Below are 14,958 nucleotides of genomic sequence, written 5' to 3'. Positions count from 1 at the left end.
CGCCAAGCGCTCGAGGAGCGATCTTCCGTGACCGAGCACAGGCTCAGCCCCGTGCGGTGATCGTCAAGCCCTGCTTGCGCTGGTGGACGGAGAAGTACTGCAGTCCGGCTTCGGCGTCGGCGACGATCCGTCGACGCGAACGGCGAGGCAGCCAGACGATCTGACCGGGGGAGAGGGCGATCGTTCCGGTCTCGGTCTCCAGTGTGCCCGCACCTGCGAGGACGTGGATGAGCACATCGAGATCGGGTCCGGTGTGCTCTCGGATCTCTCCGCCCGGGGTGAGGGCGATGACATTGGCGTCGAGGTCACGCTGCTGGGGCGGCAGCTGCCACACGGAACCGGAGGTCTCGGCCTCTGCCGAGAGTTCGTCGACATCGAGGACGACTCGCGGTGCCGAAGTCGACGCCTGCTTGCTGATGCGCACTCGCACCTCGTCCTCGGTGCTCTCAAGCGGCTCCCAGCCCACCGCATCGGCGAACTCTCGAAACATCTCGACGCGCAGTCCTTCGGGCACATGGTCATTGACGAGGATGAGCCCGGCTCCGACCTCGAGCTGCTGATAGGCCTTGATGATGTGCGGATGGCGCTCGGGCTTCGGAACGGTCCGGACGTCGATGACGGCTTCTTCTGCCATAGCGGCTCCTCTGCTTTGTTCCAATGGATTCTTGTATAAACTATCACCATGGATCCGCAGGAGTGCTCGCGCGCAGGTCTGTCGCGTACGAGAGGGGTCTCCGAAATGGGGAGGACCCGTCGAGCCGAGATCCTGCGTGTCCTGCGCGAACGCACTACGGCGACTGCAGCCGAACTCGCCGATGCTGTCGGGGTTCACCCGAACACAATCCGTTTTCACCTGCGGATCCTTGAGCGCAGCGGTGATGTCGTCCGCGAACAGGTACCGAGCCGTACCCCGGGGCGACCGGAACTGCGGTTCCGTCTCTCGCCGTCGCATGGCTCCACAGAGCTGCGGGCGGATCTGCTCGCACGCATCCTCCTCAACCGGATCGCCGCAGCGGCTGATTCCGAGCGCGAAGCCGAATCGGCAGGGCGCCAGTGGGGAAGTGGTGCAGCCGCCACCGCCGGGGCATCAGCGGCCGATGCGGTCGAAGGACTGGTCGACACACTCGAGGCAACAGGCTTCGCCCCCACGTGCTCTGAGGCGGACATGATCGAGTTGCACAATTGTCCGCTCCGGGAATTCCTCGCCACTCACGGTCGACTGGTCTGTTCCATTCACCGCGGGTTGATGTCGGGCTATCTCGATGCCGCGGAGTCGTCCAGTGCAGTCGAATCGCTCGAGCCCTTCGCCACCGCATCGAGCTGCCGGGCCCGACTGCGGCGGCGAGCGCCTGCCGCGGGGAATTGAAAACCATCACCACCATCGTCGAACGAAAGAGAATGCAGATGACCGATGAACCGACCGGGCAGAACCTGCGCGGGCTCAGTGCCGAACTGTTGGACAAGGCTCATGCATCCCGCAGCGGTCGTGCGGCACGCGGTGTCTTCACCGGCACTTATCTCCGGCAAGTGATGCTCACCCTGACCGAGGACTCCGAGCTCGCCGACCACGATTCTCCGCCCGAGGCGTCTCTGCAGGTGATCGAAGGGCGTGTTCGACTTGCGACAGCGGAAGCGTCCTGGGAGCTGTCCACCGGCGACTTCATCGCGATCCCACCCGAACGGCACTCGGTCACAGCCCTGGAAGATTCTGCCTTCCTGCTCACGATCCGCACGGAAGTCCACGGCGGCTAGTGCGCGCCAAGCGCCACGTCTGCCGCGGCGGCAGAACTCCAGCGTCACAGATATGACGAAGGCACCCCGCTTCCACGGGGTGCCTTCTGCTGTGGGCCCAGAGGGACTCGAACCCCCGACCCTCTCGGTGTAAACGAGATGCTCTAGCCAGCTGAGCTATAGGCCCCACTGCGCTGTCGGAGCGTCCGAGAGCGCCTGATCAGTATGCCACACCCGAGGTGCTGCGACGAATCCGGATGTGCGCCGATCAGGGGCAGGAACGGATGCCGCTGAGCATCTGTGCTGCGTTGGCAGTGTAGTTCTCTGCGGCTGCCGAGGGATCGACGTCGAAGAGCCGGCGGTTCTGCTCCACAGCGACGCCTCCCAAGGTCAGTGTCATGATGCCCTGCGCCACTTCCGCGCCCAGACGCTGACCGGCGAGCGCCTGCGGTGTGACATCGGCGGGGGCGATCGAATACCCCAGAAGCAGGATCTCGGCACCATCCCTGTACTTCAGCAGCACCTCGCGCAGGGACATGGCTGCAGCCAGGGGATCGGCGGTGGCGGGGCACCGGGCGTCGACTTCCGCCCTGAGGCTCTTCGAGATGAGGACGAGGAGGGACTGCTTGTCCTTGACGTGCCAGTAGAGAGCAGATGGCTGAACCCCGAGTTCTCGGGCCAGACGGCGCATCGAGAGGTCACCGAGGCCGTATCGCGAAAGGATGTCCAAAGCAGTGTTCGTGATGGTCTCGACGGTCAGTGCCAATGAGACATTCCTTTCATTCAGCGTCCGTGTCCGGTCCCGATTTTTCAGATCGCGTTCCCCTCGCTATAGTAGTTCCTGGTCACGGGATATAGCGCAGCTTGGTAGCGCGCCTCGTTCGGGACGAGGAGGTCGTGGGTTCGAATCCCGCTATCCCGACCAAGGGAATGTGCCGCAACTTCGCTCAGGCGAGTTGCGGCACTTCTGGTCTCCGGCGTCATTCGGTCCCTCTCTTCCCCACGGGGACGGGCCGTTGCGCGGCGAGGGAGCGGATCAGCCGACTCCGCCCTGTCCGGGATCTGTGCCGCCGACACCGTCGGCTTCCGACCGGCCGGCCTCTGCGTGTCGCGGACGGTCGTTCGCATCGGGGTGATCGGCTGCCTCGGCGAAGTTCTCGATCACAGCGTCGGGATCCGTGCCGCGCCACCGACCGATCGCCTTCATCACTTGGTAGACGACGATCGCCGAGGCTGTGCCCAGCGCGATCCCCTCGAACTGCAGTCCTCCGGGCGTCCACGTGAAGTTCGCGATGGCCACGATGAGCGAAACCGCGGCGGTGTTGAGGTTGATGGGATTGGAGAAGTCCACCTTGTTCTCCACCCAGATCCGCACGCCGAGCATGCCGATCATGCCGTAGAGCACGGTCGCAGCACCGCCGAGGACGCCGGGAGGGATCGTGGCGATGATCTCACCGAACTTAGGAAGCAGGCTGAGGAGGAAGGCGATGACGGCTGCGCACAGATAGGCAGCAGTGGAGAAGATCCGTGTCGCGGCCATGACTCCGATGTTCTCCGCGTAGGTCGTCGTCCCCGAACCGCCGCCCGAGCCGGCGAGCATCGTCGAGAAGCCGTCAGCGAAGAGGGTTCGTCCGGCGAGCGAGTCCAGATCCCGTCCCGTCATGGCGGCCACCGATTTCACATGGCCGATGTTCTCTGCGATGAGTACGAGGACCACGGGGAGGAACAGTCCGAGATAGCCGAGGTCGAACGCCGGAGCGTGGAAGGCGGGAAGGCCCACCCAGTCGGCTCGGGAGACGGTGGAGAAGTCGATCTGTCCCTGCAGCCATGCGGCTGCGTAGCCGACGAGCACGCCGATGAGGATCGAGAGCCGCCCGAGCATGCCACGGAACAGGACCGTGGTCAGCAAGATGGCGGCGATGGTGATCACGGCCGTCAGAGGAGCTGCCTGCACCCAGTCCCACGCGGCGGGAGCGAGATTGAGGCCGATGAGCGCGACAATGGCCCCGGTGACGACAGGCGGCATCGTCACCTCGATCCAGCGCACACCGACGAAATGGACGACGAGCCCGACGAGTGCGAGCGTGACGCCGACCGAGATGATGCCGCCCTGCGCCAACGCCATGGCATGGGAGTCGAGTTCCTCGCCCGCGGTCGCGGAGAACCCGGTGACCGCGCCGATCGGGGCCAGCAGCCCGAAGGACGAGCCGAGGTAGGACGGCATCATGCCCTTGGTGATGACGAGGAAGAGCAAGGTGCCGAGCGCTGTGAAGAACAGGGTCGTCGAGGGCGGGAAACCGGTGAGCAGAGGCACGAGGAACGTGGCGCCGAACATCGCCACGACATGTTGGGCTCCGACGCTGATGGTGCGCGGCCAGCTCAGGCGCTCCTCGGGCAGCACCCGCTCGCCAGGGGCGATCGTCCGTCCGTCACCGTGCAGCGTCCAGCCGCGACGGTGCCCTCGCCGCTCTTGTGCGTCCGTCTGCTTCGATTCCACCATTGTGCTCCTTGCCCACTGCTCGTCGCCGGTGATCGGGACTCGCGCCGATCCGTCGGAAGAATACTACGCGCCGGACCGCCGCGCGCAGCGCTGTTGCGGAGCAGCACGCCTGCGGATCCCCGGCGACCAGCCCGCGGATCAGCTTTCGCGCAGGCTGCGCTTGAGGATCTTCCCGGCTGAGTTCTTCGGCAGCTCCGAGACGAAGTCCACGCGTTTGGGCACTTTGAAACCTGCCAGGCGTGTCTTGACGTGCGCGATGACCTCCTCGCCGCTCAGCTCGCCCTGATCGGGTTTGCAGACGATGAAGGCGGATACCGCCTCGATCCATTTCTCGTCTGCGATACCGACGACGGCCACCTCGGCGACCTGGGGCAGTTCGAAGATCGCGTCTTCGACCTGCCGGCTGGCCACCAGGACACCGCCGGTGTTGATGACGTCCTTGACCCGGTCGACGACCTCGACGTAGCCGTCCACGTCGACTCTGACCAGATCACCGGAATGGAACCAGCCGTCGTCGAAAGCCTCGGCCGTGGCATCGGGGCGATTCCAGTAGCCTTCACACAGCTGCGGGGAGCGGTAGAGCATCTCTCCCTCCTGGCCGGGACCGACATCCTCACCGGCGCTGTCGACGACGCGCGTCTCGACGAACATGACCGGGCGCCCGGCCGAGCCGGGGTGGGAGTCGTGGTCTTCGGGGCGCAGCACGGTGCACAGCGGGCCGAGCTCGGACTGCCCGAAGCAGTTGAAGAAGCCGAGCTCGGGCAGTCGCGCACGGAGACGATCGAGGATCGGTCCGGGCATGATCGATGCGCCGTAGTAGGCCTTGCGCAGACTGTCGAGGTTCCGAGTCTCGAGCTCTGGGCTGTTGGCCAAGGCGACCCAGACCGTGGGAGCGGCGAAGAACGAATTGATCTCCCGCTCCTCGAACAGGGCCAGCAGCTGGTCGGGCACCGGTGCCGGCACGATGATGTTGTGCGCGCCGATCGACAGCAGCGGGAGGAGGAAGACATGCATCTGCGCGGAATGATAGAGCGGCAGCGCATGCACGGCGCGATCGGTGGTCGCGAAGTCGAGGGCGAGCAGCGAGGACAGGTACTCGTGGACCAGGGCGCGATGGGTCATCACCGCTCCCTTCGGCGCCGAGGTGGTGCCGGAGGTGTAGAGGAGCTGAGCGATGTCCGTGTCGACGACGGAGAACTCCGCATCATCGGCGGGAGCGATGGTGTCCGCCGAGGCGACGGGCACCAGTGAAGCCAGATCGATGACCTGTGTGGCCGCCCCTGTCTGCGTGGAGGCCACGGCATCGACGAGATCGGCATCGGCGAAGACGATCCCTGCCCCGGCATTGTCGAGGATGTACTCGAGCTCGTCGTGCTTGAGCTGGAAATTCACCGGTACGTGGATCATGCCTGCGCGGGCACAGCCGAGATAGAGGAGGACATAGGCGTCGGAGTTCTTGCCGTAGGCGGCGATCCTGTCGCCTTTTCCCGCCCCGAGGCGGAGGAGCTCGCGGGCGACTGCCGTGACGGCCGCGTCGAGTTCGGCGTAGGTCCACGTCCGATCTCCGAATTCGATGGCTGTGTCGGTGGAGAAGCGACCGGCGCTGCGGCGGATGAGATCGGCGACCGTCGACGTGTTGCTGAAGGCGGGGGATGCGGTGTCCGTGTGTGAAAATGACATGACCCAAATATATGAGCGAACGCGAGCGGAGTGAACTGCGTCTCATTTTTCGGGGCGGCGCTCAGTGATTTCCCGGCTTCCCGGATGTAATAGTGTGGACCCATGAAGCATCCGAAGGTGAGTGACTGCGTCGAAGTCTTCGACTCGCTGTGGCCGACGGCCCTGGCCGAGCCCTGGGACTCGGTCGGCCTGTCCGTCGGTGATCCCGCTGCCGAGGTCCGCTCGATCCTGCTGGCTCTCGATCCGATGGACGCGGTCATCGCGGAGGCGGTGGTGCTCGGAGCCGACCTGGTGTTCACCCATCATCCGCTCATACTCAAGCCCGTGAAAACCGTCAGCGCCTCCACCCTCAAAGGAGGGGCAGTGCACACGCTGATCAGCAACGACATCGCACTGTTCAATGCGCACACGAACGCGGACTCGGCCCGTGAGGGCGTCTCCGATGCGCTCATCTCGCTTTTGGACATCAGGGATGCCGTACCGCTGGCTCCGCACGCTCCCTCTCCGCGGACTGGGGCCGAAACCCTGCCGACCGGGATCGGTCGCGTCGGTGATCTGGCCCGCCCGACGCCGGTGCGCGACATCGCTCGCACGCTGGCCGAGAAGCTGCCCCGGACGACGACGGGAGTGCGCATCGCCGGTGATCCTGGCGCGACGGTCACCCGGGTCGCGGTGTGCGGCGGGGCCGGTGACTCGCTCTTCGACGAGGTCCGTGCCAGCGGCGCGGAGGTCTACATCACCGCCGACCTGCGCCACCACCCAGCCACCGAGGCGCGCGATACCGCTAACCGCGGTGACGGGCGCCCCCAGCTCATCGACGTCTCTCATTGGGCCTCGGAGACGGTGTGGTTGGAATCCGCTGCCCGGGCTCTCGAGGCGGAGTTCGGCGAGCGCGGCTTCACGGTCGCCCTGCAGCATTCGGCCGTCAACACCGACCCCTGGGTCGAACGCTACTGAGGAGGAGATCGACGATGCGCATCACCGACGACCAGCGAACCGCCCTGCAGAACCTCATAGAGCTCACGCCCAATGGCCGCGCCCTGCGACACGAACACGACAACCCGAAGCGCGGAGCCGAACTGCAGGACCTCGTCCGGACCCACAAGGAACTCGGGGAGGAGAGGACGCGGGCGTCCGAGGGCGTTGACCGTCTACGTTCGGCGATCGGGGAGACGAATGCGCTCATCGAGGCGCAGCGGACGCAGATCGAGAAGAAGACCGCCGAACTCAATGACGGCACGGGTCTGACCAGCCGAGACCTCGTGAACCTGCAGAACGAGATCGCGGGCCACGAGGACCGCGTCTCCGAGCTCGAAGAATCCCAGCTCGAGGAGATGGAGAGGCTCGAGACTGCCGAGGCGGAGCTGTCAGGGGTCGATGACAGGATCGCCGAGGTGACGACTGCCGGCAAAGAGGTGCAGACCGCGGTGAAAGACCGCAAGGCCGAACTCCGAGACCTCATCAGCGCGAACGAAGTCTCTGCCGGTGGGGCGAAATCGTCGCTGCCGCAGCAGCTGGTCAGCGCTTTCGAAGCGAATGTGGCACAGGGCGGGCCCGGTGCGGCCCTCCTCACCGGACCGAACTGTCAGGCGTGCGGCCAGGAGATCGGAGCAGCCGTCTGGAAGGCGATGCTCGGTGGGGATCTGAACGAAACCTACGAATGCGAAGAGTGCGAGGCGGTGCTGCTGCGGCGCAGCTGAGGCTGCGCAGCTGCGCGACACGAGAGACTCAGCCGCGCAGGACAACCGTCAGAGCCGCCGGCTTCTTCGGGGCAGACGGGGTGAATTCGACCTCATAGATCTCTTCGGCCCTTGCCACCAGCTCATCGACGGTCGTCGGCAGCGCACGCGCGTCAGCGAGCAGTCGACCCGCGAACTCCCCGCGATAGAACTTCGCCCAGTGCGAGACCACACGACGTTTGCCGTCCTTGACGGTGACGGCACCCATGGTGACGACCTGGTCATTCGGACCGGGCCAGGCCGATCGGTAATCACTCGAACGGCAGTCGAGGGCCACCTCGGCGGTGTCGAGCGGAGAGGATTCCGCAAGGATCGGCTTCCAATACGAGGTGAGGCGGCCCAGGGTTCCCAGCTCGGTCTTCATCGCCAGTCGGTAGGCGGGGATGACGTCGAGGCCGTTCACCCGACCGAAGAGCGCGGAGAAGACGAGCACCTGCCGCAGGCGCGCGTGCAGGCTCTCGTCCTCGGCCGCCCGGGCGACGAGTTCGGAGGCGCCCATGGCCTCGTAGAGGACGCCGGAATAGGTGAGGAGGGCCGGTGCGCAGGGAATGACGTCGAGGACGGTATTGCGTTCGACGTCGTCGGCCAGCGAGGCACCGACGCCGAGGACTTCGAGCGCATCGCGGCGCTTCGAGGCCTTCTGCAGCGCGGAGAGGACCCGCTTGCGTTTCGCGGTGAGCTCCGGGGACGAAAGCCTGTCCAGGTCGAGCACAGGGCCGGTCGGAGCCGGCGTCTTGCCCTCGGAGGGCGGCAGCAGGATCTTCACCCTTCCATCGTATGATCACCGACGAAGGCGAGCGGCGGTGCCTGCGGATGAGCTTCGTCACGTTCGCAGACTTGGCGGACGAACGGGCGCGGCTCCGGTCAGCGGAACGTATTCGAAGCGGTAGACTGGGTTGCTTGAGGACAGGTCACCAGACGGTCGCGGCCGATTTCGGCTGAGGAACGTCCGGGCTCCACAGAGCAGGGATGGTGGGTAACACCCACCCGGGGCAACCCGCGGGCAAGTGCAACAGAGAGCAGACCGCCCGGCTTCGGTCGGGTAAGGGTGAAACGGTGGTGTAAGAGACCACCAGGGTGTCGGGCGACCGGCGCCGCTGGGTAAACCCCATCCGGAGCAAGATCAGACAGACGACGTTCGAGGCTGCTCGCCGAGTCGTCGGGTGGATCGCTCGAGGCCGGTGGCAACATCGGTCCCAGACAGATGACCGTCAGGCGAGAAGGGTGACCGACTCGTCGACAGAACCCGGCGTATCGGTGGCCTGTCCTCTTCTCTCCGCCCGCGTCCTCACAAGGGGCGGCCGGCTTGCGCATGCTGGCGCAGGAGCCGACCGTTGAGTCCGACGACGAGTACGAGGATGCCGAAGGCGCCGATGGCAGCGACGCCGCCGACGACGAGGACGTAACCGTCTTCGCCGCGGTAGATCAGCGGCTGCTTCAAGGGCCTGCCGTCGGTGTCGTCGAGAGAATAGGTGAGCGTGTCGACCGTGCGATGCTTCCGGGAGGTCGAGTCAAGGACCTTCCTCACCTCGACCTCATGATCGGCGACGACCGCGGCTGCCCCGGACGCTTCTCATCAATGCGAGTCGCTCTTCTTCACCTTCGTTTTGCCGTCATTGACGGCGACCATCGCAGCTCCCACGATTCCGGCGTTGTTGAAGAGCTTGGCGGGTTTGAGTTTGGCCCGAGTCGAGATGAGCGGGAGGAACTCGGCATGGGACTTCGAGACTCCTCCGCCGACGATGATGACATCGGGGGCGACGAGCAGCTCGATGAGTGAGAAGTACTGCTGCAGGCGCTTCGCCCATTCCTCATAGCTCAGTCCCAACCGCACCTTGACCGATTCGGCCGCCTGCGTCTCCGCATCGGCACCATTCATCTCGATATGCCCGAGTTCGGTGTACGGCACGAGCCGTGCCTGCGTGAACAGAGCAGTGCCGATGCCTGTTCCCAGAGTCGTCAGAAGCACGGTCTTCTTCCGGTGGGCGCGCCCGGCTCCGAAGATCATCTCGGCGAGTCCCGCAGCATCGGCATCGTTGAGGAAGTGGACCCTGCGTCCGGTGCGGTCGCCGATGACGGCCGCGATCGCGGATCCGACCCAGCTCTGATCGAGGTTGGCCGTGAACTCGACGAGGCCGTCGCGGATGACGCCGGGAAATCCGCAGCCGACAGGAAGCGAGTCGAGATCGGTCCTGTCGGTGACGATTTCGAGTTCCAGGGCGCGGGCGGTGAGGACTTCGAGCAGTTCGGCAATCGTCTCGGCCACAGCGCTCGGTGTGCTCGGTTTCGGCGTGAGCACCCGCAGGCGTTTGAAAGCCAACTGCCCGGTGACCGTGTCCACGAGGGCCGCTTTGATGCCGGTTCCGCCGATATCGATGCCGATGGCGAATCGGTGCACTGTCTCCTCCGCCATCTCAGTTCCCGTGATTCAGCGGTCCGTGGGCGATGGCGGTGTCGGCATCGGCCAGGGTGAGGATGTCGGCGCCCGTCTCGGTCACCACCAGGGTGTGCTCGAACTGCGCCGAGCGCTTCCGGTCCTTCGTCACCACGGTCCAGGAATCGTCCCAGACATCCCATTCGATCGTGCCCAGATTGAGCATCGGTTCGATGGTGAAGATCATTCCCGGCTCCATCGTCTCGGAGTGCGCGGGCGCGGCATCGTAGTGGGGGACGATGAGACCGGAGTGGAATTCGCGACCGACTCCGTGCCCGCTGTAGTCGCGGACGACGCCGTAGTCGAAGCGTTTGGCGTACTTCTCGATGACGCGGCCGATGACATTGATCTCGCGGCCGGGTCTGACGGCTTTGATGCCGCGCATCATCGCCTCGTAGGTGCGTTCGACGAGGAGACGGGAGGCCTCGTCGACCTCGCCCGCATAGAACGTGTAGTTCGTGTCCCCGTGCATGCCCTCGAAATAGGCGGTGATGTCGACGTTGACGATATCGCCGTCCTCGATCACCGTGGAATCGGGGATGCCGTGGCAGATGACCTCGTTGACGGAGGTGCACACCGACTTCGGGAACCCCCGATAGCCCAGGGTTGACGGATAAGCCCCGTGGTCGCACATGAACTCGTGGGCGACGGCGTCGATGTCATCGGTGGTGATTCCCGGCACGATCATCTCGCCGACTGCGGCCAACGCATTCGCCGCGATCCGTCCTGCGGCCCGGACGATCTCGATCTCTTCGGCGGAGTAGAAGTTGTTTCCGCGACCTTCGTCGGCGTCGGCACGTCCGACGTATTCGGGGCGGGCGATGTTCTTCGGCACTCTGCGTTCGGGAGAGAGGGTTCCGGGAGTGAGCAGGCGGGTGTGAGCTGTCATGATGCAATCGATTCTATGGTGGTTGCCCGGCTTTGCCCACTTCGGCGGTGCCTGTCGATGTTCTGGTCCGGTGCAGGGCGCGTCTAGAATCGAAGCAGCCGGGCACAGGCGTGAGGCTCGACTCGGCGAACCGATCGGTCGCGGATGCGGGCCGTGAGCGGGACAGGCGGATGAGGACAGCGGGAGGCGTGTTGAGCGACGAGACGGATGCTGCCGGTCATGAGTTCTCCGGCCTCGGCGATGTGGTGAGCCTGACGAGCGCTCCACAGCAGATTGCGGACCACATCCTGTCCGGAATCGCGGTCGGGGCGCTGCCGGAGGGCACTCTTCTGCCCGGTGAGCGGACTCTCGCCGCCGATCTGCAGGTATCTCGTTCGAGCGTGCGTGCCGCTCTGCTGCGCCTCGAGCGTCTCGGAGTCGTCGAACGACGCCGGGGGCGCGGGGGAGGGACTTTTGTGAAGAACGCCCGCCCGGAGGCGTTGGCGCCGATGGCGGGAAGGATCGAGGAATTCCATGCGGAACGGCGGAACCTCCTCGACGCCCGTGCCGTGTTCCAGAACTGCCTGGCCGCGACCGCGGCACGAAGGCGCACCGAGGACGAGCTCACGGAGCTCAGGCAGCTCGCCGCAGACTATTCCCGACGCGCCGAGGCGGCGGCGGCTCGGACAGCGGACGCGCAGTTCCATTTCGCCGTCGCCCGGGCCGGCCACAACCCCGAGCTCGTGCGCATGGCCATCGACATCGACACGAAGATCAACGCCGGATTCCGGCACGATCCGTTCTCTGCCGAACTCTTCGACCATGCCGTGGCCGATCATGCCGCGATCGTCGAAGCGATCGCCGAACAGGATGCCGAAACAGCAGGACGGCTGTGTGAAGAGCACTTCCGCTTCACCACCATCGTGTCCCAGGGGTGAAGCCCGAGGACTCGCATGACGTCGGCCGGCACCCCGATGGGGCACCGGCCGACGGCGGAGAGAGGCGGTGAGCGCTGTGGGCTCAGTTCGCCAGAGCGTGCTCGACGGACACCGTTTCGAGCCCGAAGGCGTCGGCGACGTTGCTGTTGGTGACGTGGCCGTTGTGGATGTTGAGCCCACGGGCCAGAGCGGAATCGTTCGACAGGGCCTTGTGCCATCCCTGATCGGCGATCTTGACCGCGAAGGGCAGCGTCGCGTTCGTCAGCGCCGCGGTCGCGGTGCTCGGCACGCCGCCGGGCATGTTCGCCACACAGTAGTAGACCGAGTTGTGGACGGGGAAGGTCGGATCGTCGTGCGTGGTCGGGTGCGAGTTCTCGAAGCAGCCGCCCTGGTCGATCGCGATGTCGACGAGGACCGAGCCCGGCTTCATTCCCGCGACCATCTCATCGGTGACGAGCTTCGGTGCCTTCTTGCCCGGGATGAGCACGGAACCGATGACGAGGTCGGCATTGGCCAGGGATTTCGTGATCTCGTACTTGTTCGACACCTTCGTCGCGATCGCACCCGCGAAGGTTTCGTCGATCTGCCGGAGGCGAGGGATGTTGATGTCGATGACCTCGACGTTCGCTCCGAGGCCCAGAGCCATCCGGGCGGCATTCGTGCCGGCGACGCCGGCGCCGATGACGACGACGTTGGCCCGCTCCACCCCGGGCACGCCGGAGAGCAGGATGCCGCGTCCGCCGTTGGCCTTGAGCAGGCTGTGCGCGCCGACCTGCGTCGAGAGTCGGCCGGCGATCTCGCTCATGGGAGCCAGGAGGGGGAGCCCTCCGCCGTCGGGCTGCACTGTCTCATACGCGATCGCCGTCGTGCCGGCTTCCATGAGCGCCCGTGTCAGGGCCTCGTCGGCGGCGAGGTGGAGGTAGGTGAAGAGGATGAGGTCCTTGCGCAGGAACTCGTACTCCTGCTCGATGGGTTCCTTGACCTTGAGCACGAGGTCGCCTGCGGCCCAGGTGGCGGCGGCGTCGGCGGCGATGCTGGCTCCGGCGGCGGAATACTCCTCGTCGGTGATGAACGATCCCTCGCCGGCTCCCGCCTGCACGGTGACCTCATGACCGTGGGCGACGAGTTCGTGGACGCCGGCAGCGGTGATGGCGACTCGGTGCTCGTTGTTCTTGACCTCGGTGGGCACTGAAATGCGCATTGCGTTCCTTCTCTCTCGATCTTGCGCCACTCGCGCGGTGGCGGCCGACTTCGCCGTCGGCCGACTATGGCTCCAACTCTATTCCTTAGAAGGTTTGCAGAGCAAACCTTTATCGCTGTTTTCGTCAGCAATAGTGCGAAATCCGTGGATTCGAGTACCAGATGACGCCGAAAACATGATTCCAGTGCGAGTAGGAGTGCAGGGTCGGCGAACCACACGGGTACTCCGCGTTCACAGCCCGAAACGGTAAGCTGACAGTGTCAATGCAGAACCCCACCAAGGAGAGAAGGCTCGCCATGGGACTCTACGAAGATATCGACGATCCGAATTCGAAGTACTACTTCAATTTCGAGACGAACACCGTCGAAAAGGGCCTGGTCAGCGACTGGAATCACCGCATGGGTCCGTACGAGACGGAGGAAGTGGCACGCGCTGCCCTTGAGAAGGCTCGGGAGCGCAACCGGAAGTGGGACGAAGACGACGAGAAGTGGAACGGCTGATCGAATGTCGCGTCAGGAGGAATTCGTACTCAGGACCGTCGAGGATCGTGAAGTGCGATTCATCCGCCTCTGGTTCACTGATGTCCTCGGACAGCTGAAGTCCGTGGCCATCGTTCCGGCCGAACTCGAAGGCGCCTTCTCCGAAGGCATCGGATTCGACGGTTCGGCCGTCGAGGGACTGTCACGGGTGTACGAGGCCGATATGGTGCTCAAACCCGACCCCTCGACGTTCTCCCTGCTGCCCTGGCGGGGAGAGACCGAGCCCACCGGGCGGATGTTCTGCGATATCCACGTGCCTGGCGGAGAGCCCGCGCCGGCGGATCCGCGCAATGTCCTCAAACGCACACTCGCGAAGGCTGCCGAACGCGGTTTCACCTTCTATGTGCATCCGGAGATCGAGTTCTATCTGTTCAAGACCGATAACCTCGATCCGGTCAGCGGAATCACCGACGGCACCGCGCCGATGCCGGTCGACACGGCCGGCTACTTCGACCATGTCAATGGCGGTACGGCCAATGACTTCCGCCGGGAGGCGGTGACCATGCTCGAAGCGATGGGGCTGTCGGTGGAGTTCTCCCACCACGAGGCCGGGCCCGGGCAGAACGAGATCGACCTGCGCTACGCGGATGCTCTGACGATGGCCGACAACGTCATGACCTTCCGCTCGGTCATCAAGGAAGTTGCGATCTCGCAGGGTGTGTACGCCTCGTTCATGCCCAAACCGCTGTCGGCGCATCCAGGCAACGGCATGCACACGCATGTGTCGCTGTTCGAAGGTGAGAACAATGCGTTCTTCGAACCGGGAGCCGAGTATCAGCTGTCGCGGACCGGACGCCAGTTCATCGCCGGGCTGCTCATGCATGCGGCAGAGATCTCGGCGGTGACCAATCAGCACGTGAATTCCTACAAACGGCTGTGGACCGGACATGAGGCGCCGTCCTACATCTCCTGGGGGCATCGCAACCGGTCCGCCCTGGTCCGGGTGCCGCAGTACAACTCGGGCAAATCTTCCTCTGCACGGGTGGAGTACCGGGCGCTGGACTCCTCGGCCAACCCCTATCTGTCCTACGCGCTCATGCTCGCGGCCGGCCTCAGAGGAATCGAGGAAGGCTATGAGCTGCCAGACGAGGCCGAGGACAACGTCTGGCTGCTCTCGGACACCGAGCGTCGCGCGATGGGCATCGAAGCGCTGCCCCGCAGCCTCTCGCATGCTTTGGAGATCATGGAGAGCTCAGATCTCGTGGCCGAGACTCTGGGCGAGGAGGTCTTCGACTTCTTCCTGCGAAACAAGCGCCAGGAGTGGAACGACTACCGCGCTCAGGTGACTCCCTACGAGCTCGCCAAGCACTTCACCGCGATGTAGCTCT

Annotated in this window: 16 protein-coding genes, 2 tRNA genes and 1 other RNA gene; 9 read left to right on the top strand and 10 right to left on the bottom strand. The window is 64.9% G+C overall.

Annotated features, from left to right (window positions below; translation table 11 throughout):
• Positions 1 to 43 precede the first annotated feature (43 nt).
• Positions 44 to 634: a DUF2249 domain-containing protein gene (locus IIE29_RS15045; RefSeq protein ID WP_209326115.1), complete on the bottom strand. Its 591-nt coding sequence runs from the start codon at positions 632 to 634 to the stop codon at positions 44 to 46.
• A 48-nt stretch (positions 635 to 682) separates the two neighbouring features.
• Between IIE29_RS15045 and IIE29_RS17255 the strand changes: the two genes are divergently transcribed.
• Both IIE29_RS17255 and IIE29_RS15035 read left to right on the top strand, forming a co-directional pair.
• Positions 683 to 1,366 (top strand): helix-turn-helix transcriptional regulator, encoded by a 684-nt coding sequence (locus IIE29_RS17255; protein ID WP_209372802.1) that lies wholly within the window; start codon positions 683 to 685, stop codon positions 1,364 to 1,366.
• A gap of 38 nt (positions 1,367 to 1,404) precedes the next feature.
• Complete coding sequence (locus IIE29_RS15035; RefSeq protein WP_246475975.1) at positions 1,405 to 1,752, top strand: cupin domain-containing protein; 348 nt, start codon at positions 1,405 to 1,407, stop codon at positions 1,750 to 1,752.
• Between the two features lie 92 nt (positions 1,753 to 1,844).
• On the opposite strand, the gene IIE29_RS15030 is transcribed toward IIE29_RS15035, so the two are convergent.
• Together IIE29_RS15030 and IIE29_RS15025 are read right to left on the bottom strand one after the other, a co-directional pair.
• Positions 1,845 to 1,918: transfer RNA gene (locus IIE29_RS15030), tRNA-Val, on the bottom strand.
• Between the two features lie 81 nt (positions 1,919 to 1,999).
• Positions 2,000 to 2,497 (bottom strand): TetR family transcriptional regulator, encoded by a 498-nt coding sequence (locus IIE29_RS15025; RefSeq protein WP_209326113.1) that lies wholly within the window; start codon positions 2,495 to 2,497, stop codon positions 2,000 to 2,002.
• 82 nt (positions 2,498 to 2,579) lie between these two features.
• Here IIE29_RS15025 and IIE29_RS15020 point away from each other — a divergent pair.
• Positions 2,580 to 2,656, top strand: a tRNA-Pro gene (locus IIE29_RS15020).
• A 111-nt stretch (positions 2,657 to 2,767) separates the two neighbouring features.
• Here the strand turns inward: IIE29_RS15020 and IIE29_RS15015 are convergent.
• Together IIE29_RS15015 and IIE29_RS15010 are read right to left on the bottom strand one after the other, a co-directional pair.
• The gene (locus tag IIE29_RS15015; protein WP_216629807.1) at positions 2,768 to 4,231 is read right to left on the bottom strand and encodes a uracil-xanthine permease family protein; all 1,464 of its coding nucleotides are present in this window, start codon (positions 4,229 to 4,231) and stop codon (positions 2,768 to 2,770) included.
• Positions 4,232 to 4,369: 138 nt separating this feature from the next.
• A complete protein-coding gene (locus tag IIE29_RS15010; protein WP_209326112.1) occupies positions 4,370 to 5,911 on the bottom strand; it encodes a fatty acyl-CoA synthetase in 1,542 nt (513 codons plus the stop codon).
• A gap of 102 nt (positions 5,912 to 6,013) precedes the next feature.
• Here IIE29_RS15010 and IIE29_RS15005 point away from each other — a divergent pair, with 102 nt between their 5' ends.
• Positions 6,014 to 6,868: a Nif3-like dinuclear metal center hexameric protein gene (locus IIE29_RS15005; RefSeq protein ID WP_209326111.1), complete on the top strand. Its 855-nt coding sequence runs from the start codon at positions 6,014 to 6,016 to the stop codon at positions 6,866 to 6,868.
• A 14-nt stretch (positions 6,869 to 6,882) separates the two neighbouring features.
• The gene (locus IIE29_RS15000; protein ID WP_209326110.1) at positions 6,883 to 7,611 is read left to right on the top strand and encodes a zinc ribbon domain-containing protein; all 729 of its coding nucleotides are present in this window, start codon (positions 6,883 to 6,885) and stop codon (positions 7,609 to 7,611) included.
• A 28-nt stretch (positions 7,612 to 7,639) separates the two neighbouring features.
• Here the strand turns inward: IIE29_RS15000 and IIE29_RS14995 are convergent, their stop codons facing one another.
• Positions 7,640 to 8,416 (bottom strand): YaaA family protein, encoded by a 777-nt coding sequence (locus tag IIE29_RS14995; protein ID WP_209326109.1) that lies wholly within the window; start codon positions 8,414 to 8,416, stop codon positions 7,640 to 7,642.
• A 140-nt stretch (positions 8,417 to 8,556) separates the two neighbouring features.
• On the opposite strand from IIE29_RS14995, the gene rnpB reads away from it, so the two are divergent.
• An RNA gene (rnpB, locus tag IIE29_RS14990) (RNase P RNA component class A) lies at positions 8,557 to 8,920 on the top strand.
• A gap of 18 nt (positions 8,921 to 8,938) precedes the next feature.
• On the opposite strand, the gene IIE29_RS14985 is transcribed toward rnpB, so the two are convergent.
• Genes IIE29_RS14985 through map form a run of 3 tightly spaced genes read right to left on the bottom strand, consistent with a single transcriptional unit; the run spans position 8,939 to position 10,973 of the window.
• Entirely contained in the window at positions 8,939 to 9,178 is a 240-nt protein-coding gene (locus tag IIE29_RS14985) for a hypothetical protein (RefSeq protein ID WP_209326108.1), read from the bottom strand.
• Positions 9,179 to 9,226: 48 nt separating this feature from the next.
• Complete coding sequence (gene ppgK, locus IIE29_RS14980) at positions 9,227 to 10,048, bottom strand: polyphosphate--glucose phosphotransferase (RefSeq protein WP_343071922.1); 822 nt, start codon at positions 10,046 to 10,048, stop codon at positions 9,227 to 9,229.
• Positions 10,049 to 10,064: 16 nt separating this feature from the next.
• Entirely contained in the window at positions 10,065 to 10,973 is a 909-nt protein-coding gene (gene map, locus IIE29_RS14975; protein ID WP_209326106.1) for a type I methionyl aminopeptidase, read from the bottom strand.
• Positions 10,974 to 11,164: 191 nt separating this feature from the next.
• On the opposite strand from map, the gene IIE29_RS14970 reads away from it, so the two are divergent.
• Positions 11,165 to 11,890, top strand: a complete 726-nt coding sequence (locus IIE29_RS14970; RefSeq protein WP_209326105.1) for a FadR/GntR family transcriptional regulator — start codon at positions 11,165 to 11,167, stop codon at positions 11,888 to 11,890.
• Between the two features lie 82 nt (positions 11,891 to 11,972).
• On the opposite strand, the gene ald is transcribed toward IIE29_RS14970, so the two are convergent.
• Positions 11,973 to 13,091: an alanine dehydrogenase gene (gene ald / locus IIE29_RS14965; RefSeq protein ID WP_209326104.1), complete on the bottom strand. Its 1,119-nt coding sequence runs from the start codon at positions 13,089 to 13,091 to the stop codon at positions 11,973 to 11,975.
• A gap of 296 nt (positions 13,092 to 13,387) precedes the next feature.
• Here ald and IIE29_RS14960 point away from each other — a divergent pair, with 296 nt between their 5' ends.
• Together IIE29_RS14960 and glnA are read left to right on the top strand one after the other, a co-directional pair.
• Positions 13,388 to 13,591 carry a hypothetical protein gene (locus IIE29_RS14960; protein ID WP_209326103.1) on the top strand — a complete coding sequence of 68 codons (204 nt, stop codon included), beginning with the start codon at positions 13,388 to 13,390 and terminating at the stop codon, positions 13,589 to 13,591.
• Positions 13,592 to 13,595: 4 nt separating this feature from the next.
• Positions 13,596 to 14,954 carry a type I glutamate--ammonia ligase gene (glnA, locus tag IIE29_RS14955; RefSeq protein WP_209326102.1) on the top strand — a complete coding sequence of 453 codons (1,359 nt, stop codon included), beginning with the start codon at positions 13,596 to 13,598 and terminating at the stop codon, positions 14,952 to 14,954.
• Positions 14,955 to 14,958: the final 4 nt, after the last annotated feature.

Origin of the sequence: Brevibacterium renqingii, assembly GCF_017808095.1 — a bacterium.
Taxonomy (GTDB): Bacteria; Actinomycetota; Actinomycetes; order Actinomycetales; family Brevibacteriaceae; genus Brevibacterium; species Brevibacterium renqingii.
The sequence above is the reverse complement of the archived record's forward strand: the minus strand, read 5'-3'. Positions and strand labels throughout refer to the sequence as shown.